This is a genomic window from Dapis hubbardiae BLCC-M172 (genome assembly GCF_050016015.1).
Lineage (GTDB): Bacteria > Cyanobacteriota > Cyanobacteriia > Cyanobacteriales > Microcoleaceae > Trichodesmium.
This window is the reverse complement of record NZ_JBNHEQ010000077.1, coordinates 1-22,091: the sequence shown is the minus strand read 5'-3', so window position 1 is coordinate 22,091 and position 22,091 is coordinate 1. Positions and strand designations below refer to the sequence as shown.

Sequence of the window (22,091 nt, the reverse complement as noted above, 5' to 3'; positions counted from 1 at the left end):
AAAATATTTTTAATAATTAAATATGCAATAAATGATCGAAAAAATATTAGATTAAAACCTGAAAAAAGTATAAAAAAATACTTTTTTGGAATAGTGAATAGCTATTATATAAAAAGATGCAACAAAACAAACAATTAGCCTACTAATCAAAAGGAGAAGAACTGATGGCAACATTAACAGCTTTAACTAAAGGTGGTACAGCTTGGACTCCTCAATATGTCGAATCTATTGACATGAACAAATGTCTAGGTTGTGGTCGTTGCTTTAAAGTTTGTCATAGAAATGTTCTAGAACTTAGACCACTCAATGAGCATGGAGAGTTTGTGGATGATGATGATGATGATGATGAAGTATTAAGAAAAGTAATGACTATTGCTAATGCAGATGACTGCATTGGATGTGAAGCTTGCGCTAACATTTGCGGTAAGAAATGCTTCACTCATGCTCCTGCAGATGCATAACTTAGCAAGACTATTAACTCAGAAACATTGAGATAGAAGTTTGTGGAGTGTTAGGTTCAGGTGTATTCATTAGTTAAACTGCTTACCCAAAACCTGAACTCCCTGACTTTCTTAAATTGTAAGGTAGTGCAGTTTTGTCATTAGTGATAACAGGAAGGACTCGCCCAAAAATTATGAACTTTAACAAAAGTAGCACAAAAGCGAGTTCACATATAAAAGTGTAGGGATGTTCTTGCCTCTACTTACCCCAACCCAAAACTATTGCCTTTACAAACAGCTTGCTGTACAAAACACCATTACTACGTTAGTTTCGGATAGGCACAAGCAAATATAAATCAAGAGCATTAATGTGAGGAATGCGGTCGGCTTGATCGTCAATGCCTGTGGAGGTAGTGCTGCCGACAGTTCCGCTTGAAGGCGGTCATACCCCGCGTCGGCGTAAGACGCAAGCGGTTAGACCCCGCGCCGCCGTTTCGCGGAGCGACATGTTTGCGGAGCATTCCCTATACGAAAAAGCGTTAGCGCAGCTCCTCTGGAAGAGGCAGCTCCTCTGCAAGAGGCAAGTCGCAAGCGGTCAGACCCCGCGTCGCCGGAAGGCGCAAGGGAATGCTGACCAAGAGAGGGAACGCTGACCAAGAGACAGGAAGTAAACATAAAAATATCACGCTATGTGATATTTTATATCAGTTTTATGAAGTAGATATTAATCTAATTCTCAACTATCTACAAGCATTCTACTAAGATGAAGACTTGACTATCTATCCAAAAGATGCAGGTATTTCAGCTTGTCTAACATCAGATATTTCTGGTCTTGTTTTGGCCAGATTAGTTGTGAAAAATAGGGGCTTAAGTTAAATCCGGTTCTTAATACCCGAAAGAAGTCATCTCCATCAAGTTAAGTAGTACAGTTAATCTAGTAATCTATTTACAGCGCTTTTCAGTTGAGTAAACCACAAAACTGCTGTAGGAGTCAGCACTCAGCAGTCAGCAGTCAGGAGGCGCGGAGTTAGGAGGCGCGGAGTTAGGAGTCCAAGGCTAGTTTCAAAGTTCTCGCTCCTCAACTTGCGACATCAACAAATCTTCCATCATGCCCCCCGGTGCAGATCGACTGTGGTCTATCGAGCATGAAAACTGCTATAAACTTGCTTTTAGTATAGGGTAGCAGGCTATAACAGGCAAAGGTTTTGCCTAGGTTTGAAGTTGCAGCTTATACTCCTAAATAAAGGATATGAAAAAGCGGATTATAGATACTGTGCAGCTAAGTTGCATTAAGTTGTTAAACTGAGGTAGCTGTTATGCCTGCAAAAGATTTTCTCAGTTCAATGCAAAAGAAAAGATTGCAGAAAGCTTTGCGAGAGGGCGGTTGCTCTCATTTCCGAGAAAGAGTATTGATGTTACTCCTATTAAATGACGGAAAAACTTATTCGGAGATTTCTGGCTTTATAGGTTGTTCTTATAGAACAGTTGCTTATTGGTGTGTACATGGAGACCCAGATCAATTAGATAGTTTACGAGATCAACGAGAACATGGCAATTTTCGCAAAGCCACAGAAGAATATATTCAGTTATTGATAGAAGTTACAAAAAAATCTCCTAACCAGTTAGGTTATGAATGTAGCAATTGGAGTGGAGAACGTTTAGCAAATTATCTTGCTCAACGAACAGGAATTAAACTTAGTGGTACTCAAGTTAGGAGAATTCTTAAACAGAAAAATATTCGCCTTCCTAGAGGTAGAGTACAGCTTAATAATCGAGCCAATCATACAAGTAAGAAACTTGAGAGAAATGTTAGCCAGTAATCTCAATAATTAGGAGATTTAGAAGTTTATATTTGGGGGAAAATGCTGATAAATATATCTTTAGTAATAATGATTTAAGCATTTTCCCTTTGTTTTTTTACTAAAAATTAGTAGTTAAATTAGCATTTAAATTACCAACTATTGCAAGTTAAATGTATAAATATCCTTATTGGTGAAATAACCTATTAATTACTTCATACTACAAAGATAAAAATAATATTAATTTGCTCATTCTGAACATCTAATCTAAAAAAAATATGAAATATTAAGGTTTATTATAAAGTCTCAATTTAAACTTGAGTGAAAATACTTAAATCACTAGGTATCGTACCATTAGCAAAGGATTAATCAATGCTGATGTGAACGGTTCTCTGAACATAATGAAAAAAGTAGTTCCCTTTTATCTTTGACCATGGGATAGAGAAGCCAGTGCGCTGGGCGGGTCTCCCGACTTGAAACAACTGGCGTGGTGTTGTAGTTCCTCCGAAGAAGGAGCTTTCCTTTCCTGCGGAATGCTACGCAAACGGAATGCTACGCAAACGCTAACATGAGCGTCAGGGTAAGACCTGCAAAATAAGGATATGTCATATTTGACTATATTTTTATGAACTATAAAGATTTGATATTTTAACTTCTTAGATAGTTAGTTGTACAGCAATCAGGGTATCACTATTTAATAGGTAGCAAAATCAACTTACAGATGACAAGCAGTATGACTAACACCTAAATGCTCAACCGTAAAAACAGGGGCTTGTTATGACTCATAAAATGACTGAAAACTGTCTCGGATGTGCCACCTGTGTGCCCCAAACCCAGTGCCCAACAGGTGCGATCGTTGTCGAGAATGAACAATACTCTATTAATCCTGAACTGTGTAATAGCTGTGAGGGATATCACGAAGAGCCTCAGTGTGTAGTTCACTGTTCCATTAGTAGTCCTGTTCCTACAAAACCTAAAAAAGGTAGATATAAGGCTGAGACAAGAACACCCACCACCTCTGACTTATTTCCCGATAGCAAGCACAGTCCCTTTGCTTCTTCTATAGTAATCTGGGAAGCTTGCAATATTCTGGCGCAGAGACGATCGCTACCTTGGACAGTAGATCCAGAAGGTAAACTGATTTATCAGCGTTCTATTAAGCAAGGTCAGGGTTCAATTAGTTTCAGCTTCAAAGATTTCAAGTATACATCCAAAACTCTAAATGATGATGTCAAAACAGTAACAGATATACCAGCAATGGATATCAGAGCAGCCTGTATACACCTAATTTATGCTGCCCATGCAACAGTTATTGACAAACCATGGGAGCAAGAATTTGTCATCAGCGATCAGCAAATAGAAAGATACCTGGGGCTAGAAAAACGCAAAGACCTATCTAAGGCAACTAAACTGAGTTTGATTAAAAATCTTGCTCAACAACCTTGCCAAATTACCACTACTATTGAGTGGCCACAGCAAGGCAAAATAAATGCCTTCTCATTGCCAGAAAGTCAACTGTGGCATATATTAGAAATTCAACATCACTTTTCTGAAGATTCCACAGGATGTAAACATCTTGTTGGTCTGACTTTTAGAGTTAGAGCTGGTATCTGGGCTAAGTATTTCCTTAACAAAGAAGCTTGCAAAGAGCGCACAGCATTTTATCAATATGGGATTTTACCTAAGTCTGTATTAACTACTGTGATGAGTATCTGGCAGCAACATGAAGGAACTGCGAGAATGTTGTTATGGTTATTGTTCAAAACAAAAATGGGTAGGGAGCAACGCTTGACTGTACCTACCTTAATGCGAGTTGCTTATGGTGAACATAAAGTTAGACAAGCATCTTCGTTTAGAGATGATCGAAAACGACTAATGAAGACTTTTGAGAGCGATCTGGAAGTTCTCAGCCATTATGGACTCAAACCTGAATTTGACCCCGTAACTTACCCCCAGGAAATTCAACCAATGTGGGCTAAATTGGCAGCTTTACCTGATGATGGTGATGCAGCTTTAGATTTTTGGATCGATGATGGTAGTAATCATCAGAGATTAACAGATCACGGTCCAAGAGGTAAATGGAATATGTTAATGAATGCTCGTATTCTGTTGTTTCAACTCCCCCAGGAATGGGATCGACATTTAGCAGAATTTGAAAAACAGAAGCTACGCTATACTAATAAGCGCAAAAAAACAAAGAAGCTTTCTGCTATCTGTGGTGAACAAATTATGATGGCTCGGAAAAATCAACAGTTAAGTCAGAGACAATTGGCAACTATGCTAGGAAAAAGCCAAAGTTGGATTAGAGATATTGAGAGTGGTCGCTTTCAACTTAAAGGTGAAGACCAAATGTTATTACAGAACGTTTTGGGTTTGGGAGGATAGTGATTAATTGAACAATATTACAGATCCGGTAGCATTCTGTATTGTAAGGTAAGGGTAAGGAAGAAGGAAGAAGGTTTTAGTTATCTAGAACAGAAGGCTTCAGAGCCAGAAAAAAATTAAATCTCCTGTAGGTATTGACCCTTGGGAATAGTTAGGAGGAACAGGGAATTTATAGAGGAGGTAGGAGTAAAAATTGTCCCTTGATTTTTCTCCCCCTCACGACTCCTAATTCCTGATTCTTGAGTCCTCAGTATCTACTTCAGACTGCTATAATTTGACATACTCCCGACGTTGCCCTTACGGGAAAACGGGGGATTATTCAGTCTGGGAAACCCTGACCGCTGCGCGTGACAGAGGTGATGTCGGACCCCTGTGTTGACATTGATACTAACAAAATGTACCTAGCATGTCTTGCGGCATATGAACAGCTTATGAAGGTATCCTAATCTTGGCCCTGGCTTTCCCATACGACGCTCCCCCACCGGAGAGCTTTGACTTCCCCGAAGGGAAGTTAAATTTGTATTAATCAAGATTAATCAATTTAATAAAAACTATAATTTTTAGCTAAATTAGAAAAAATTGTTGTTTCCAATAACTATAATTAAGCATGGATAAACCATCAATATCAACAGGCTTAATTGCCGGACTAGCAGCTACTCTATTTTTCAGTATTAGTTTTAGCTTACTAGAATATACAATAAAATCAAGTATTATATTTGGTGTAATTGGAGGAATTTCTGCTGGATTATTAGGGTTTTGGTCACAAATAGAATCTAGACCAGAAATCCCAGAAAAAACAGATGCTGAATCTGTAGATTATCCTACACCATCAAAACCAACCTCAGCAATTAAAACATGGCCTAAAACACCTAAAGAACGTAGCGGTGTTTCTCTATTGAGTTGGTTTTTCAGGCAAAGTCAAATATCCTCAAAATCTCGAAAAAAATACTAATAGTCTGTCAAATTTGACCTACTAATGTTTTTATTTCTCTCTAAATTACTCCCTTTATTTATCTATCCATTGGGTCTATCTTGCCTCCTAATGTTGATAGCTTTTGTGTTGTTGTGGTGGCATCCTAAATGGTCAGCATTGGCAATTTTTCTGGCATTTACAGTGACACTTGTGTTTAGTAATTCTTGGGTTTCTCAAGGGCTTATTCAATCTTTAGAATGGCAAAATTTACCGCCAAAAGAATTACCTTCGGCAGAAGCAATAGTTGTTTTAGGTGGTGGGATTAAACCAGCTAATTCACCGCGCCCCTGGGTAGATTTTAGTGAAGCAGGGGATAGAATTTTACATGGAGTGAGATTATATCAACAAGATAAAGCACCTTTTCTTATATTAAGTGGAGGTAGAATTGATTGGAAAGATGGAGGAAATCCTGAATCAGGAGATATGGCAGAAATTGCAGAGTCTATGGGAGTACCAAAAACAGCAATTTTACAGGATACTGACTCTCTGAATACCTATCAAAATGCTGTTAATGTTAAACAAATTTTAGAAACAAAAGACATAAAAGGTTCTGTATTGTTAGTAACTTCAGCGCTGCATACTCCACGTTCTCTTTTGATATTCAAAAAGCAGAAAATACCAGTAATTCCAGCACCAACAGATTTTTTAGTTACTGAAAGAGATTTACAAGAAAGAACAGATAGTTGGCAAGGTATTGTATTAAATATGATGCCTGATGCTGCAAATTTACAAAATTCTACTAAAGTTTTAAAGGAATATATAGGTACGATCGTTTATCGTCTACGCGGCTGGTTATAAAAATCAATATTCTCTTGCTATAATCAAAACATTTGTATAATTCAATAACAATAATAGGAGTTACTTTAAATGCACCCAGAATTAAGAGGCATTTTTCCAGAAGCAAATTCACCTGCTACAGAAATTTGTCAAGTTTATCAAACTACCCAGGAATTTTATCAAGAGGTAAAATATAGAGAAGACTTTAACAATTATTGTCAGTGGTATTATGCTATAGCTGAACAACACCAAAAAGAACTACAAAAAATGCGGAGTGACATCAATATTTTTGGTTTTTTCTTACAACTAATTTATCGTAAATAACTAAAAAAACAACTTAGTATAGCACTACAAAATTATTTGTCAAAAATCCATATAATTAGTGGTACTTTGACATTTTTGACAGCGAAAATGACTTGAAAGTCAATAGGGCTAAAGGAAATAGATTAAAATAAGTTGGTAGACAAAATCAATTGTATAGCGCTGTGCGCAGGCAACAGGCACTATTGCTACAGGCAACAGGGGGAATAAATTGCCGATAATATAAGACTTTTAGCTCTTTGGCCTCTCCTGCAATTTGTAAATATACCAGCGCTCATTGCTATATATATCTTTGGAATCTCCGATATTTGCTTTTTGCTTCCATACATTCAAAAATCTACTGGTTATTTTGTCCAGGTACTTATTACTTCCGTTTCCTAATTTCAATAAATTTTCTAAATAACTCACATTCAGACTACTATATCAAATACGGAATTTAATGGGGACAACGCCCCATAAAAACTATTGACATTCACCTTAATTTATGAGATTATTTCTAACTCTTCTTCCTTAAGGTGAACTTTAAATTTTTTTGTAAATTGGACAAGAATAGGCAGATTAGCACTAACTGGTCTACCTTTCCATTCATTGACAATACCAATCACTTCTCCTTCCTGCTCGTTAATGTCAAATGGTTGTCCTCTATGTTCAGGATGAATATAAACAACAACAGAACTATTAACGCGAACACGATCGCCTAATTTCATATAATAAAACCCTGTATTATCCTCTCCTACAAATTTTCATGCAACTCCAAGAAGAAATTACACACTTAAATTTAACAATTTCCTTATTTTTGCATAAAACCTACCCACATTCACATCTATTCAACTTTTGACAATTTTTTCATCAAAGATCATAGATTTAGGGGATAATATTATTTTCAATACATCCATGTCAAAAGACCTACAAAAATTAATATCTCAATTGTTAGGAATTAGGCAAGAGTAAAGAGTCAAAAGTCACAAGGAATATAGCTGATTAGTAAATACACAAATCATTTTGTCTAACTATTTACAGCAGATTTCGGACAAATGAGGTACAAGGAGCGAATAGTAAAACTCTTCTGATGCTGGCATCTTTCTCGCCAAATGTGTACCTCACGGGAAGCGGGAAGTGCTGTATCAAAATAATTGGGTCATTTAGCCCGCCTTGATTGACGAAATGTTTTTGGATAGTTGCTCAAAATCTTCATTATATCATGTCCGGTTGAACATTTATAATTAAGATAGTAGGGGAGTAAGGGAGTAGGGGAGTAGGGGAGTAGGGGAGAAATTAAAATATATCCTCTCGATCGCCAAATATTTTATTTATACCATTACATCCGGACATGATATTACAAAAACAACTTCTGACTTCTGACTTCTGACTTCTGACTTCGTTAACAGCCCCAAATTAAAGATTAAGAATTAGGAGAAACTGGAGGTTCAGAAGGCTCCGGTATCATAGGACTCTGCCAGGGCGCAGGAGAATCATCAGAAGTTGACTGAAAATTTTCCCAATTCCGCCATACTGCTATAACTGCTCCTACCAACAATATTAATAACAAACCAACCATAAACATCCAGGGTTTTAATTTTGGAGAATCTTGGACAGGTTCTAACTCAGACTCAGGATTAGGATTAAGGTTAGCTTCAGACTCTGGCTCAGGTTCCGATCCTTCTTCATCATTACTATAAAGAAGTTCTTGAGAAGTTTCAGACAATTCTGGTATTAAAGCTTCCCTGACTGGGGGTGGTGCTGTAGGAGTATTCGATAAAATCAACTGTTCTGGAGAAAGACGATAGTGGACAAGGACTACCGAAGTATTATCGTGACCATTTTTCTCATTCGCCAAATCAATTAGAGACTCTACTGCCTGCTTCAGAGAAATTTCACCCCGGAGAACCTTGGGAGTATATTCAGTCCAAGAATTCTCAACCCAATCATTATCACTTAGACCATCCGAACATAAAAGTAATAAACCCTCTTCTTCAATCAAAAATCTCTGAATAGTGGGATGAATAAACTCTCCATCCCTTGTACCCAGAGCCTGAGTTAGAGCACCCGCATCACGACGTTGTAATGCCTGCCAATACAGACAATGACCCAGACGTACTTCCCTAGAAGCCACATTATCATCCACAGTTAACAACTGACAGGCATTTCTACTTAGCCAATAGGCACGACTATCACCCACATTAGCTACATACAACTCATGGGCATTATTTGGATTTGATTCTGGGGAAGGTTTCACCTGTTGGGGTAACTGTAATGCCATAACTAATGTTGTACCCATCCGCTGTCGAGACTCTCTTCCTTGTTCATCATTCTCAGTGGCAATCATATTATTGACTACCCGAATAATTTCCTCCAGTTGTTTATTTACCAAATCTGGAGATGTTAACTCCTGTTGTTGTCCTACCTCTGTCAATAAGTTTTGAACTAATCTTTTAATGGACTGTACTGCTAATTGACTAGCTACCTCTCCCCCATCATGGCCACCCACTCCATCACAAATCATTGCTAAATGGGGTACTAGCTGATTCTTAACTAAATCTTGTTCTATAGGATAACAACAATCTTCATTATGCAGACGCACTGGCCCAGTGTCTGTAGCCCCCATTATTTGGAAACTTAATGGTAATTGGGCTGCCTGATCTAATAATAGTTGGTTTAATTTCGGAGCGATCGCCTCTAGAGATTCACCAATATCACTAATCATCTGACAAATCTCTGTCAATGGTTGTTGAATATGAGGATGAGCAGTAGGAATCAAATTTGACCAAAAAATCTTAAAATCTCTAAGTTTAGTATTACGGCTTTGTAGGTCCAACTCTAACAGTCGTAACCGCCAACCTTCCACCCGTAAATTATTTGTAAATAAACTAAAAGCTACACGCTGTTCTGATAGAGGTTTCCATAACTGCATCATTTGCCACAACCAGTAGACCTGACGTACAGGAGTTGCTGTAGGCCAAGCTTCCACAAAAGGAGGAAACAATTTACCTTCAGAGTCTAGAGGAACGTTATCTAACAACAGAATATCTGTAGGGTAAGTTTCTTCTCCATGTTGATAAAAACCATATACCTCTGGGGTATGAAGCCTCTGGGGATATAAGTGTAGATAAGGCATAATATCATCTGGCAACTCCTCATACATAAACGGAGGTTCACCAGGTTTAGTATCTAGCCAAACTTGTGGAGCTACAACATAGTAGCGATCGCCCAATAACTCCCCTACAGAAATCTCAACCCCTGGAGCAACCGCCCATAAATAGCGATAGATTAAGTGAGTTTGGCAAGCTTCACACTCTTGGCGACCCCAGGAGTTAGACGGATTGGGACAATTAGTATTTGGACAATAAATTAGTGGGGCAGAAGTAATCATAGTTAGGAAAAAATACTTTTTATTAAGTCGAAAGTCAAAAATTAAAAGTCAAAAGCAATAAAATTAAAGATTAATCTGAGAATTTTCGTAAGGAATTGTTTTTTTAGCTCTTGATAAATATATTAGGAGGTTTTCAGAGAACCTTCTGAGCGTCAAAACGCAAAGATATGTTGAGATAGAAGCTATCTTGATAAATTTCACAATAAACTGATCATATACCTGATTATTTGTCAAGGTATGATTCTAGGTAGTGATGTCACCAAATTACAGTAATTTTACGGAAAAATCACTAATAAATTTAACCTCACCACTCCCATTTATCCATGCTATTAAATCCAACGATACTTTGGTTATTGGCTGGGGCAATTCTTTGTTTTTTAGAACTCCTTGTACCCACGGCCTTTGTAGAATTTATGATGGGACTAAGTGCCTTTGTTGTGGCAGGAGTGTCCCTCTTAATTCCTAGTGTGAGTCTACAGGTAGCCTTGTGGATGATTTTTTCTGTAGCTTCTATTTTTGCTTTCCGTCGTCTGTTGCCCCACCGTACAGTAGCTACTATTGCTGATGCCAAGGAAGCAGAAACTTTAACAGAAATATTACCAGGTCAGCCTGGTAGGGTACTTTATGAAGGTAATTCTTGGCGCGCTCAATGTGAGGATCAAGATAGTATGATCGCTGCTCAAGAAAAAGTTATTGTCGTTAGACGAGAGGGTAATACTTTATTTGTATTGCCAGAAAATTTATTACATTCTTCAGTTTATCTCCCTAACCAAAATCAATTGAAATAACAACTAATTAGATAATTAGGAGATGAAAAATGGAACAGTTTTTTTTCCTATTATTTTTGGCTTTAGGTGGTTCTATTTTAGCTGGAAGTGCAATTTAAGTTATCAGTTAACAGTTAACAGTTAGCCTCCTGCGGAGGAACTGCGTTAACAGTTCTTCCGACTGAACTCGGAGGCTACTAAAATCCAAAATTTACTTTTTTATCCACTTGAAAAGGGAAAGTTGAGACCTTATTTCTTAGTCAGAAATACTTCACCTATGAAGGTTGTTTCAAATACACTGAGTCTGATAAATGATTGCTGATTTCTATAGAGAATTAAAAATGACTCTAGAAGGGAAAAAACCTGTAGTGATTTTAACTTCAGAAGGGGAAAGAGATTCTACTATAAAATTTCTTAAATTCTTCAGTTTAACTCCTCTGATAAAAATAAATTCAAATAACAACTAATTTAGATAATTAGGAGATGAAAAATGGAACAGTTATTTTTACTCGTATTTTTGGCTTTAGGTGGTTCAAGTTTAGCCGGAAGTGCTATTTCAGTTATCAGTTAGCCTCCTGCGGAGGAACTGCGTTAACAGTTATCAGTTAGCCTCCTGCGGAGGAACTGCGTTAACAGTTATTCCGGCTGAACTCGGAGGCTACTAAAATCCGAAATTTCCTTTTTTATCCACTTGAAAAGGGAAGGTTGAGACCTTATTTCTTAGTCAGAAATACTTCACCTATGAAGGTTGTTTCAACTACACTCAGTCTCATAAATTATTCCTGATTTCTATAGAGAATTAAAAATGACTGTAGAAGGGAAAAAAACCTGTAGCGATTTTAACTTTAGAAGGGGAAAGAGATTCTACTATAAAATTTCTTAAATTATTCAGTTTATCTTTCCCAGAAAAATCAATTGAAATAACAACTAATTTAGATAATTTAGGAGATGAAAAATGGAACAGTTATTTTTACTCGTATTTTTGGCTTTAGGTGGTTCAAGTTTAGCCGGAAGTGTCAAAGTTATTAATCAAGGTAACGAAGCTTTAGTTGAAACTTTAGGCAGATATAATGGTAGAAAATTAGATGCTGGTTTGAAATTTGTTATCCCATTTTTGGATAGAATTTCTTATCAAGAAACTATTCGGGAAAAAGTATTAGATATTCCACCTCAACCATGTATTACTAGAGATAACGTAGCAATTAGTGTAGATGCTGTAGTTTATTGGCGAATTATGGATATGGAAAAAGCCTACTACAAAGTAGAAAATCTCCAATCTGCAATGGTTAATCTAGTTTTAACTCAAATTCGAGCAGAAATGGGTAAATTAGAATTAGACCAAACCTTTACAGCTCGAACAGAAATTAATGAAGTATTACTGAGAGAATTAGACATTGCTACTGACCCTTGGGGAGTAAAAGTAACCAGGGTCGAATTACGAGATATTAGCCCTTCTAAAGCAGTACAAGATTCTATGGAATTACAGATGACTGCCGAACGGCAAAAACGGGCAGCAATTTTAACTTCAGAAGGGGAAAGAGATTCTGCAATTAACTCTGCTAGGGGTAAGGCAGAATCACAAGTTCTTGATGCTCAAGCTCGTCAAAAAGCAACAGTTTTAGAAGCAGAAGCACAACAAAAGGCAATTGTCCTGAAGGCTCAAGCCGAACGTCAATCTCAAGTATTGAATGCTCAAGCAACTGCTGAAGCATTAGAAATTATTACTAAAACCCTCCGTGAAGACCCCAATGCAAAAGAAGCACTCCAATTTTTATTAGCTCAAAATTATCTGGATATGGGTCAGAAGATTGGTAGTAGTGACAGTAGTAAAGTTATGTTTATGGACCCCCGGAATATTCCAGCAACTTTAGAAGGTATGCGTTCTATTGTGGCAGATGGCAAAAATTCAGTTGGCAGTTAGTATGGCAAATTGAATTAAGAATGTAAAATTGAAAAATTGGCGTTGCTGATAGGTGGCTATGAATTGAATTTTTTGGCAATTGCGAAAATATTGAATCAAAAATACTTGAAATTATTAAGTTCTTATTTTCATACCTTGATTCAGCAACGCCGAAAAATTTAATAATTCTAAATTCTAAATTCTGAATTCTGAATTCTAAATCACGAAATATCTTCAGCTTAAGGTACACTTATCACAAAGTCCAAAAAACTCCAAAGTGTGGTAAAAAATCTTAAATTTGTGGGACTCCTGCAATTTGTCCTCCAAATAATGGACAGGACATTCATTAATAGGTATAGAAGTCCCACATTTAACACAAGTCAGATGATGTTGGTCTTGCTGTAGACAACTATAAACAGATTCACCATTAGCCAAAGTCCGCACAATTACTACTCCCTCTAGTTTGAGAGCATCCAAAGAACGATATACTGTGGCTAGTCCCAGAGGTTTGTTACATCTGCGTAGTTTTGAATGGATATCCTGAGCAGATAGCGATCGCTTCTGGGTTGTTAGTAATTTCAAAATACGCTCTTGAGACCGAGTGCGATTGATTTTCATGGCCAATATGAATAATGGATAATGGATAATGGATAATGAAAACTATCTCTAATTATGAATTATCAAGGGTTTGCTCTTTGACCCTGTGGTGGTAGAACAACTTGCGTTCAACTAATCTTTCAGGTTTTTGAGTAAGTTTGAGTAAGTTTAGTTGAGCGGTAGAAATTAACAGATAATATCTAAAAGTAGTTCTATTAAAATTTTAACTTTTATACTAACGTGACAAAACAATATCAAGCACAAATCCATGTTACTCTAAGACCATCTGTTTTAGACCCTGCTGGTACCGCAATTCAATCTGGATTAGTACAAATGGGACATGAAAATATAGAACAAATTAGAATTGGTAAATATATTGAGTTGAAACTTCAGGCAACAGATGAGGCAACTGCTAGGGAACAATTAGAATTAATCTGCGATCAATTATTGGCAAATCCTGTCATTGAAAATTATCGCTTTGAATTAAATGAAGGAAGAAGTTAAGGAGGAAGAAGGAAAAAGGAAGAAGTGAAGAGGTATTTAGGGCTAGCTGAATAAATATAGAATCGTGGTAATATATTAGTTTAAGTGGTTCTAAACCTTGAAAAAGTACAAAAGAATTACTGAATTAATATTCAAAAGTTTGAATTTTCCCTTACCTGACTGGGAAAAATGAAGAAAAATTAATAAATGCAACAATTACCGAATTATTAATAATTAATAATTAAATAATTTTGGTTTAAAGCCTCCCCTTTTATTAAGGGGAAAAAAAGTGCTAGGATATTTCCTGATATTCAATTCTGTAACGCTTTTAACCAGAGGTAATTATCAATTATCCATTATCAATTATCAATTAATGAACTATTCCCCATTCCCTCCCCTGACTAACATCTCTATTTAACTGAAGATTTTGTTTTAAGACCCTTTCTTAATTTTTAGCAATCAACAAGTTTAAATTAACTTAAAATTTATATGAAATTTGGCATTATTATGTTTCCTGGTTCCAATTGCGATCGGGATGTAGCTTGGGTAACTCAGGGTTTATTGGGTCAACCAACTCGCATGGTTTGGCATCAAGAAGAAGATATTTCTGATTTGGATGTAATAATTATCCCTGGAGGTTTCAGTTATGGCGACTATTTAAGATGTGGAGCGATCGCCCGTTTTTCTCCTGTAATGAAAGCAACTATTGCCCATGCTCAAAAAGGTAAGTTAGTTTTAGGGATCTGTAATGGTTTCCAAATATTGACAGAAATAGGGTTATTGCCTGGAGTATTGGTGCGAAATCAAAAATTAAATTTTATCTGTAATCAAGTTTCTGTCAAAATAGAAAATTATGATACTCCTTGGACATCTGCTTATACAAAAGGAGAAGTGATTAGTTTGCCAATAGCTCATGGTGAGGGTCATTACTATGCTGATGCAGATACTTTGAAAGATTTGGAAAATAATCGTCAAATTTTATTTCGTTATTGTACAGAAAATGGTGAAATTAGTCTAGAAGCTAATCCTAATGGTTCCCTTAACAATATCGCTGGTATCTGCAACCCTCAAGGCAATGTGTTGGGAATGATGCCTCATCCAGAGAGAGCATCAGACCCAATGTTAGGTAATACAGATGGCATGAAATTATTTAAAGGTTTATTAATGGCTGTAGTTGGAATTTAGCTACAGTCATCTATGCTAGTTGCTTTCCCACTAAAAATTAAACTCAATGCAAATTTACAGCATATTTTCAGATAATTGACACTCCACGGACTAAAGTCGCGTGGATTCGTGACTAGGAGCTGTAAATCAAGTGAAAACCACGATTTCCACATTGCACGGTTCCCGAAAAATCGAAACGGCCACATTGCCAGCACCGTACCGTAGTACGAATGCAGCAGCAGTAGGGGCGAACGGCCGTTCGCCCCTACAAGGCGGTGCCAATTGCCACTACTCTCTCCAGTCAAAGACCATTGAGGCTACTTTTTTTTATTGGTTGATTCACTCGCTCTGAGGTACAACGTGCTGACTAACGGCTGGAAACAGAGTGCTGGCAAGCACCGAGCTACCTTTTCGATTAACTACCATTTAACTGAAGCGTCCATTAGCTATCGGGCTTTCACCATGCCATACGAGGTCTTCGTGTCTTTAAAAAATTAATTATAACACATTTTTTTGACTACGGGTTAAAACCCGTCGGGTCGTTTTCATCCACCCGTTAAAACTGGCACTTTTCCAACTTCCCGAAAATTTACGATGAAGTAAAAATATTAATCTTAAAAGCTTTGTATGCTGTGGATATTGACCTGCTTATGTACTTTAATTAGATCAAATATGCTGTATTAATTTTTAACTGAGTGGGAAAGCTTGTATTGATGCAAAAAGTTAACCTGCGTTTTCGGCTTTTGCTGAGATAAAACGCGGTAGAAATGCGGAATATTATTCTTGACAATATTAGCAATATGAGGTAACATCTTCTCCACACACATCCGCCAAATAACACAAAGCTCTAAACCTCAAATCAATTAGTTCATTGTAAAGAGGGTTAAGTTTGCACATAGGAGGAATGTGAAACAAGACATGACCAAAAAAACTGATATCGCGCTCAAATGGGCACTGACTCGGAATTAATTTGCATAGAAATCTTGCGAATTTGGGATTATTAATTTCTATGCGATCTAGCCATTTTCTCAAAGGGCTTAATGGCTTAAATTTAGGTATTGTAGTATAGATACGAGCAGTCATAGCATTTAGAATGTTAGTGTTTTGGGGTCTCATCCATACCCCTGTTGTTTTTGCCAGATCGTGCATGGTTTTAAAGACTTTACTATTGGTTTCTACAATGTATTTTTTGGCATTACCGGAAATACAAAATTTGAGTATTAGTTGTCAATTATTTGGCAAAATTCACAAGCCAAAAATTAATTTTGATATTGACTTTTGAATTTCCAGTAAAATTCTTCCCCACAGCAGAGTGTGGGGGGTTCAGGAAATTCCTGGTTTAAAGACTCCTAACTAGGTCAACATTTGATTGGAGGAAATTCCGCCCACTCGTTTTTATCCCCTAGCTGAAGCGCGGAGGTCTCCAAACTACCAAGGATTTTTTGATGATTAGCTAAGGTTGAATTTTTGCATTGACTAGCTATGTTATGTTGACATCTCCAGAGCATAGAATACTGTGTGTTCTATCGTTAGCCCACTGTAAATGAATGCCCAATTTACTTTCAGCGTGTCAACAAACTCCTATTACTATTAGGCTATCAAGTTTGTTTTGAGGAATAATCTTCTTCTAGGAATAGAGAATTATTAACTGACATAGTTTTCAGAGATTGTCTATTCCTCATTTCAATCTTGACAGACGACTATCTCCTAATTTTTATTAGATTAGATAATTTTATCAGTTGTGTTTCAACTGTACTGTTTTAATTGTAAATAATTCAACTACAGTTCTATCGGCATTTTGGCATAAAAATATTATGATGTCTCTAACTAATAGCAACTCAAGATGATTTTGTTTGCCTTCACTCGTTGGCTAGAAAAATATCTAGCTGTGAAGCTCTACATTTTTTTGACAGGCTTCCGCAGAGAGTAGTTTTACCCAATATTTTGGAGTAATCAATCTTTCTAATTAGGCTACCTAATTGTCTTTAAGTCTTAAGAAACATGGTCTCTATACTCTTGATTAATAAGCTTTTCCCTTAGAAAGTGGATATATAGCAGTCGCCATGACTAGCGCAGACAGACATTCTCACTCCTCTCAAATTTAGTCAGAGCAAGAATTTAATTTCTGACTTCTAACTTCAGCTATATAGTTAACCTGTTTTGTTACCTATTTGATTGTTACACCAATAGAGCTAATTGTTGCGTCTTGACTCTTCACAAGTATAAATGTTTTGAATAAAATAAATAAGTTTTGCTAAACTAATTTTTATTGACTAAAGTAATATCTCATGGTACTAGTTGCAATTCATACAATGCTCATCAGAGAATATTTACCAAAATAATTGGGTCTAGAGCAACGCCTTTTAAGGCCAAATGTTTTTCGAGCCTGGCTCTAATACCATTTCTCAACAACTTTTCTACATTTTGTTGAGTGAGGGAGTGTAGGGACGTTTTCCGCTAAGAGCGGACATGGAAAGCGGAGCATTCTGGAACGGAAAACGCATTTTTGCCTGTACAACATCCGTACTAGGTAGGGACGTTTAGCTGCGCGACATGGAAAGCGTAGCATTCCGGAACGGAAAACGCATTTTTGCCTGTGCAACGTCCGTACAGAGAAGCAAACATAAGAATAATTAACATTAAACTAGCTACAATTAGCAAAAAAATGATTATGATTGTGCTGATTAGTTAATAACTGAAGTATCGCCCAAGTATAGCAATAATGCATGGGAATTGGTATAGCAATTTTCATTAATATAGAGTACATAGATTTGGGTTTAAAGGAAGAAGGAAGAAGGAAGAAGGAAGAAGGAGGAATTTTTGTAGTCTACCTTTGTGAGAACCGCTATATTATATTAAAGAACTGCTAAGTGGTCGTGCAAAATTAATAACACATCTATAAAAAGCTAAATTCTTTGCATTCTCAAGAGCGCAGAGAATTAAAATAGGTAAATAATTTTGCTTAGGTACTTAATATGAGTTTATAATTACATATTCTTGAATATGATTTAATCTGAAAATATCTACTCAATAAATTTCTGCTTAACGGTACGATCATTTAGATATTAAATGAGTACAAAGAGTATAATATATTCCCAGATATAGGCTATCTGGTTCTAGGAAAAAAACTATGACCAAAACTCATTCCCAATCATCCCAAAAATTGACATTTTTAACTACGTTAGACACTGCAAATACCCAAACTCTTTCCCCCTCCAAGGGAATTTTCAGCATATTTTCTGCATTCCCAGAATATGACCGTGGTAACAGACTTTATGAGATGGGTAGATACGAGTCAGCCATTCCCTACTACGAAAACGCAGTGAAAATTAAGCCAGACTGGGCAATGGGTTGGTTAAAACTAGCTGATACCCTATATAAATTGGAAAATTATGAACAAGCGGTAGAAGCTTATAAAATATCCCTATCCCTTAAACCAAACGCTCATCAAGCTTGGAATTGTTATGGAGTTGTATTATCTAACTTAAAGCAGTATGAAGAAGCGATCGCCTGCTTTGACAAGGGAATCAAAATCAACCAAAATAACTACGAACTATGGTTTAATAAAGCAATTGTTTTAACTGAATTAAAACAGTATTTACCTGCCATAAACTGTTACAAAAAAGCACTAAAAATACAACCAATGAAAGGAGAAATTTGGTATGGTCAAGGGCAAGCTTTATTAACTCTAAAAAAATATCCTGAAGCATTAGCAGCTTATGATTGTGCAGTGAAACTTCAACCTGATAATTATCTGATTTGGTTGAACCGAGGATTAGCTTTAGTAAAAACTCAACGTTATGCAGAAGCAATTATTAGTTATGACCATGCAATAGAATTAGAACCTGAAAATTATTTAGCTTGGTTTAACTTAGGTATTGCTCAAAGTAAACTACACAAATATCACGATGCTGTCTCTTCTTTTAATAAAGCAATTAAATTAAATCCCGATGATTATGAAGCTTGGTATTATAAAGGATTAGCTTTAAAAAATAATTGGAAAGAAGGAGGCGTTGCTTGTTTGGATAAGGCAATTAATTTCTATCCAAATTCACCAGAAATTTGGATTAGTCGTGGTTATATTTTATTAGATTTATTTAAAAATAGCGAGGCATTAGAATCTTTTAATCAGGCAATTACAATTAATTCTAATTATCCAGAAGCTTGGTTAGGTCGAGGTAAAGCATTTATAGCACTGGAGAAATATAATGAATCTCTTATTGCTTATGGTAATGCCATTAGTATTGAGCCATCTTTTTTAGAGGCTTGGAATTGTCGAGGTGAGGCATTAGAAAAACTCCAGAAGTACGAGCAAGCATTAACAGCTTATGACAAAGTAATTGAAATGAGTTTTAAACAAGGAATTTATGTTGCTAAAGTTGGTTTACAAAGAGGTGCAGCTTTAGAAAAATTAGACCGATATGCTGAAGCAATAGCAGCTTATGATTTGGTAATTGGAAAGGAACCAGATAATTTTGATGCTTGGTTCAACCGGGGATTAAGCTTAGAAAAAATGGCAAATTATGAAGAAGCTATGTTTAGTTATAATCAAGCTATTAATATTTGGCCAAGTAATTATCAAGCCTGGTCACAATTAGCTTTGATGCTGGAACAATTAGAGAGGTATGAAGAGGCGATCGCTGCATACGACCAAATAGTTTCTTTAAGACCTGGTAATCATGATGTTTGGTTTCAACGAGGATTAATTTTGGAAAAATTAGGATATGTTCAAGATGCTGTTAGTTCTTACAAAATTGTCTTAGAAATTAAACCTGATTATCAGAAAGTAATTGAAAGAATAAATAAATTCAAAGTGTCTGTTTGATTTTAATTAGCTATCAACTTTTAGCATTCAGCTATCAGGTTGGTTCACCCTGAAAAGATCGTACTAGCGTGACACAACTAATGGGTGTGCATCAGGGCGGGTTGATCTAAATCTTAGGTTTAGCATTGAAATTTCCACCAGAACCCACCCCTACTATTGCAGCATTTTAGCTGTGTAAGTCCACTACTGAGTGCTGAATGCTTCTTTAACTTGTTCATTTCCTGATTATTGGTAACATTCTTTTTTCAAAGTGGTATTATATTAAATCCCCTTGATTGGACATAAAAAAATCTCCAATGTTCATAACTACGCTCATCTTTGTAATTCTCTCTCCTCCTGACTCCTGTAGGGGCGTTTTGCTATCGCACAACTTCATTAACGCGGAGCGACATATAAAGCGGAGCTTTGCGTTAGCACATGGCCATTTCCGTTCCGGAATGCTCCGCAAACGCCCCTACGACTCCTGACTCCTCCCTTCTTATTTATAACTATTCAACCGGACATGATATTACACGAGCAAAACTACCCTAATTTCTACTGAACACTACCCGATCGCGTCCCTGCCTCTTAGCTTTATATAAAGCGTGGTCTGCCAGAGCAATTAAATCTTCTGAAGTACCTTTAATAGTAGGAATCATACTAGCACCACCCAGACTTAATGTCACAAACTGACTCACCTCAGACTGAGCGTGGGGGATAGAAACAGAAGCGATCGCCAGGCGGATAGACTCAGCAATAGTAAACGCACCCTCCATATTTGTATTGGGTAAAATTACCGCAAATTCCTCACCACCGTAACGAGCGACTAAATCAGTTGGCCGTTGAGGAACTTGTGATATGGCCTGCGCCACACGAATCAAGCAATTATCCCCACCTTGGTGTCCATAATGATCGTTGTAACGTTTGAAATAATCAATATCAATCATAATCAAAGACAAAAATTGCTGTTCTCGCAGATGTCGTTGCCACTCAAGGGCGAGGTACTCATCAAAACTACGACGATTAGGTATTTGAGTAAGTCCATCCAAATTAGCAATGCGTAATAATTCCTGGTTAGCTTCTTCCAGTTGAGCAGTACGCTCTGCAACCTGCTGCTGTAAAGTTTGGTTGTAGTCAGAAAGAATCTTTTCCGCCTGTTTGCGTTCTGTAATATCCTGAAAAGTAGTAATTGCATACTGAATTTTTCCCTGTTTATCATAGACGGGTGTTCCACAAGCTTCAATAGCAATTCGGCGATCGCCTTGGTGAATTTCTATATTGTCATCCCTGACAGTTTCTCCCTTTAGAGCGCGTACTATTGGTAAATTAGCCTCCAGATATTTTTCCTCAGTACCAGCTTGATAAATTTGATTGACTTCAGAAATTTCACTTAACCTACTCAGCACTTTATTACCCAGTAATTCCCGTGCTATATGATTCGTGTAATAAGGATGGCGATAAGCATCTACAATGGCAACAGCAACTGGCATCGCATCAATAAACTGTCTTAACTTACTTTCATTTTCCCTAACTTGAGCATAAAATTTAGCATTTTGAATAGAAATAGCAGCTTGAGAGGATAACAAATTTAAAATTTCTACTCGTTTGTCAGTAAAAGCTTCTACAGTCAAACTATTTTCCAAGTAAAGGAGACCTATAAGTTTGGCTTGATTGAGAATAGGAGTACAACAAAGACTTTTAGGATGGTTTTCAATCAGATATGAATCTCTAGCAAAAATTTTGTCTTGTTCAATGTTGTTGATCAGCAAAGTTTGTTGCATCCGTTTAACATTATTGATGATGCTATTAGGTAGAATGTTGATGCCATCTATAGGAATATTACACAAGCTATGGTTTCCATTAACCCATTGGGAAACTATTTCCCAACTACCAGAGTTGTCTAGAAGCAAGACACATTTGTTAGCTCCAGCATTTTCTGCAACAATATGAGTCATTTTGGAGAGTAATACTTCTAGTTCTATTTCCTCAGATATAGCTTGAGAGGCTTTGATCACAGAAGCTAAGTCTAGGTCTGATGATGTGGTAGTTACTTGACCTCCAGAAGAAGTTTGGATTATGGTATGATTAGGATGGCGGTAACATTTCTCACTTTGGAAAATAGAGGCGAGAAGTTGGGGATATTTTTCTTCGAGTTGGTTAGTCTTAGCCTTTGCTCCCCAACTAGCATAGCAATAGTAGGCTTCTTGCATATAGATACTAGCAACTTTTTCTTTAGTACAACTAAGATAAAATTTGGCTGCCAGTTCATTTGCCAGAGCTTCTTCTTGAATATATTTATTCTCTTTGGCTC

The 22,091-nt window shown here is 36.7% G+C and carries 16 protein-coding genes; 11 read left to right on the top strand and 5 right to left on the bottom strand.

Annotated elements, in window-relative coordinates; translation table 11 throughout:
* The first annotated feature begins 164 nt into the window (after nucleotides 1-164).
* From fdxB to ACP6PK_RS07990, 6 genes are all read left to right on the top strand, one after another.
* Nucleotides 165-461, top strand: coding sequence for a ferredoxin III, nif-specific (gene fdxB / locus ACP6PK_RS08015; protein ID WP_094673417.1), 297 nt, complete (start codon nucleotides 165-167; stop codon nucleotides 459-461).
* 1,295 nt (nucleotides 462-1,756) lie between these two features.
* The gene (locus ACP6PK_RS08010; protein ID WP_094673419.1) at nucleotides 1,757-2,260 is read left to right on the top strand and encodes a helix-turn-helix domain-containing protein; all 504 of its coding nucleotides are present in this window, start codon (nucleotides 1,757-1,759) and stop codon (nucleotides 2,258-2,260) included.
* Between the two features lie 756 nt (nucleotides 2,261-3,016).
* A complete protein-coding gene (locus tag ACP6PK_RS08005) occupies nucleotides 3,017-4,624 on the top strand; it encodes a helix-turn-helix domain-containing protein (protein WP_426559156.1) in 1,608 nt (535 codons plus the stop codon).
* Nucleotides 4,625-5,231: 607 nt separating this feature from the next.
* A complete protein-coding gene (locus ACP6PK_RS08000; protein ID WP_426559155.1) occupies nucleotides 5,232-5,576 on the top strand; it encodes a hypothetical protein in 345 nt (114 codons plus the stop codon).
* A gap of 24 nt (nucleotides 5,577-5,600) precedes the next feature.
* A complete protein-coding gene (locus ACP6PK_RS07995) occupies nucleotides 5,601-6,395 on the top strand; it encodes a YdcF family protein (protein ID WP_094676770.1) in 795 nt (264 codons plus the stop codon).
* A gap of 69 nt (nucleotides 6,396-6,464) precedes the next feature.
* The gene (locus ACP6PK_RS07990; protein WP_094676768.1) at nucleotides 6,465-6,698 is read left to right on the top strand and encodes a hypothetical protein; all 234 of its coding nucleotides are present in this window, start codon (nucleotides 6,465-6,467) and stop codon (nucleotides 6,696-6,698) included.
* Between the two features lie 479 nt (nucleotides 6,699-7,177).
* Here ACP6PK_RS07990 and ACP6PK_RS07985 read toward each other — a convergent pair whose 3' ends face one another.
* Complete coding sequence (locus tag ACP6PK_RS07985) at nucleotides 7,178-7,402, bottom strand: ferredoxin-thioredoxin reductase variable chain (protein ID WP_426559154.1); 225 nt, start codon at nucleotides 7,400-7,402, stop codon at nucleotides 7,178-7,180.
* A 695-nt stretch (nucleotides 7,403-8,097) separates the two neighbouring features.
* Entirely contained in the window at nucleotides 8,098-10,065 is a 1,968-nt protein-coding gene (locus ACP6PK_RS07980; protein WP_426559153.1) for a PP2C family protein-serine/threonine phosphatase, read from the bottom strand.
* A gap of 323 nt (nucleotides 10,066-10,388) precedes the next feature.
* Between ACP6PK_RS07980 and ACP6PK_RS07975 the strand changes: the two genes are divergently transcribed.
* Nucleotides 10,389-10,853, top strand: a complete 465-nt coding sequence (locus tag ACP6PK_RS07975; protein ID WP_426559152.1) for an NfeD family protein — start codon at nucleotides 10,389-10,391, stop codon at nucleotides 10,851-10,853.
* A gap of 934 nt (nucleotides 10,854-11,787) precedes the next feature.
* Nucleotides 11,788-12,753 (top strand): SPFH domain-containing protein, encoded by a 966-nt coding sequence (locus ACP6PK_RS07970; protein WP_426559151.1) that lies wholly within the window; start codon nucleotides 11,788-11,790, stop codon nucleotides 12,751-12,753.
* A gap of 213 nt (nucleotides 12,754-12,966) precedes the next feature.
* On the opposite strand, the gene ACP6PK_RS07965 is transcribed toward ACP6PK_RS07970, so the two are convergent.
* Complete coding sequence (locus ACP6PK_RS07965) at nucleotides 12,967-13,350, bottom strand: Fur family transcriptional regulator (protein ID WP_094670942.1); 384 nt, start codon at nucleotides 13,348-13,350, stop codon at nucleotides 12,967-12,969.
* A 219-nt stretch (nucleotides 13,351-13,569) separates the two neighbouring features.
* On the opposite strand from ACP6PK_RS07965, the gene purS reads away from it, so the two are divergent.
* Both purS and purQ read left to right on the top strand, forming a co-directional pair.
* Entirely contained in the window at nucleotides 13,570-13,833 is a 264-nt protein-coding gene (gene purS / locus ACP6PK_RS07960; protein ID WP_094670944.1) for a phosphoribosylformylglycinamidine synthase subunit PurS, read from the top strand.
* Nucleotides 13,834-14,301: 468 nt separating this feature from the next.
* On the top strand, nucleotides 14,302-14,997 hold the full coding sequence (gene purQ / locus ACP6PK_RS07955) for a phosphoribosylformylglycinamidine synthase subunit PurQ (protein WP_426559150.1): 696 nt from the start codon (nucleotides 14,302-14,304) through the stop codon (nucleotides 14,995-14,997).
* 771 nt (nucleotides 14,998-15,768) lie between these two features.
* Here the strand turns inward: purQ and ACP6PK_RS07950 are convergent.
* Nucleotides 15,769-16,059 (bottom strand): Mo-dependent nitrogenase C-terminal domain-containing protein, encoded by a 291-nt coding sequence (locus ACP6PK_RS07950; protein WP_094677974.1) that lies wholly within the window; start codon nucleotides 16,057-16,059, stop codon nucleotides 15,769-15,771.
* Between the two features lie 2,047 nt (nucleotides 16,060-18,106).
* Here ACP6PK_RS07950 and ACP6PK_RS07945 point away from each other — a divergent pair.
* Nucleotides 18,107-19,801, top strand: a complete 1,695-nt coding sequence (locus ACP6PK_RS07945; protein ID WP_426559149.1) for a tetratricopeptide repeat protein — start codon at nucleotides 18,107-18,109, stop codon at nucleotides 19,799-19,801.
* A 527-nt stretch (nucleotides 19,802-20,328) separates the two neighbouring features.
* On the opposite strand, the gene ACP6PK_RS07940 is transcribed toward ACP6PK_RS07945, so the two are convergent.
* Nucleotides 20,329-22,091 (bottom strand): diguanylate cyclase domain-containing protein (locus ACP6PK_RS07940; protein ID WP_426559148.1); only part of this gene is annotated, 1,763 nt, incomplete at its 5' end.